Origin of the sequence: Arcobacter cryaerophilus gv. crypticus (genome assembly GCF_002993025.1) — a bacterium.
Lineage (GTDB): Bacteria > Campylobacterota > Campylobacteria > Campylobacterales > Arcobacteraceae > Aliarcobacter > Aliarcobacter cryaerophilus_B.
This window is the reverse complement of sequence record NZ_NXGI01000025.1, coordinates 1-914: the sequence shown is the minus strand read 5'-3', so window position 1 is coordinate 914 and position 914 is coordinate 1. Positions and strand designations below refer to the sequence as shown.

1 protein-coding gene and 1 pseudogene are annotated in these 914 nt (G+C 28.0%); one reads left to right on the top strand and one right to left on the bottom strand.

Going from position 1 to position 914, the window contains the following annotated elements:
• The first annotated feature begins 116 nt into the window (after window positions 1-116).
• On the top strand, window positions 117-293 hold the full coding sequence (locus CJ670_RS09160) for a M48 metallopeptidase family protein (protein WP_228154237.1): 177 nt from the start codon (window positions 117-119) through the stop codon (window positions 291-293).
• A 1-nt stretch (window position 294) separates the two neighbouring features.
• On the opposite strand, the pseudogene CJ670_RS09155 reads toward CJ670_RS09160, so the two are convergent.
• Window positions 295-756: pseudogene (locus tag CJ670_RS09155) on the bottom strand (recombinase family protein); the annotation flags it as partial.
• Between the last annotated feature and the right edge of the window lie 158 nt (window positions 757-914).

Below are 914 nucleotides of genomic sequence, written 5' to 3'. Positions count from 1 at the left end.
AACTTGTTTTACAGCATCTCTTCTAAACTCTTCACTATATTCTCTTCTTGCCATTTTTAATTCCTTCAATTATTTACAATTTTCTCTAAATTGTTATTTTAATTAACTGAATTAATTTGTGTCTATATTTTCGGGGTCATTCCATAGAGTGCATAGAATATATTGTAGTACATGAAATATTACATTTACTGGAACGACATCATAATGACAATTTTAAGGCATTGATGGATAAATATGTCACAGATTGGCAAAGTAGAAAAGAGAGTTTAAAATTATGTTCTATAGATTATTGATTTAAAGTCTACTCTTAATCCAACTACTCAAAGATGGTTGGGTACCAACTCCAATGTACTTAACTATTTTTTGAACAGATAATCCAAGTTTATATAGCTCTTCAATTTTTTCTTTATGTTCATCGTATTGACTTTTTACTATTTGACCTTTTTGTCTTCCAAGTATTTTCCCTTTTGCTCTTGCAACTGCTAATCCTTGTTTTGTTCTTTCACTTATGATTTCTCTTTCTGTTTGTGCAAAGTATCCATAAATTGAAATTAGTAAATTTGAAAGAGCAGAATTATCAGTTGATAGTTCAGGTTGGTTTATAAAAATCAGTTTTATATTTTTAGAATTAAATTTTTCAATAAGATTCAAAATCTCTAACATATTTCTTCCAAGTCTTGAAAGCTCTGTTACAACTAAAGTATCATTTTCTTCTAATTTTAAAAATAAATCATCTATTAATCTTTCTTTTTGAGTTTTCTTACTAGATGTTGAGACGCATGAATTTGGCCACCCAAACGCATAAAGACTTGGCCAGTTGAGGAGTTAAAAAGTATTCTTACAAAATTATATCATAAGTGGCCAAATGTTTTTATTTTTTTGCTAAATATTCTCTCATTGAACCACCTCTTAAT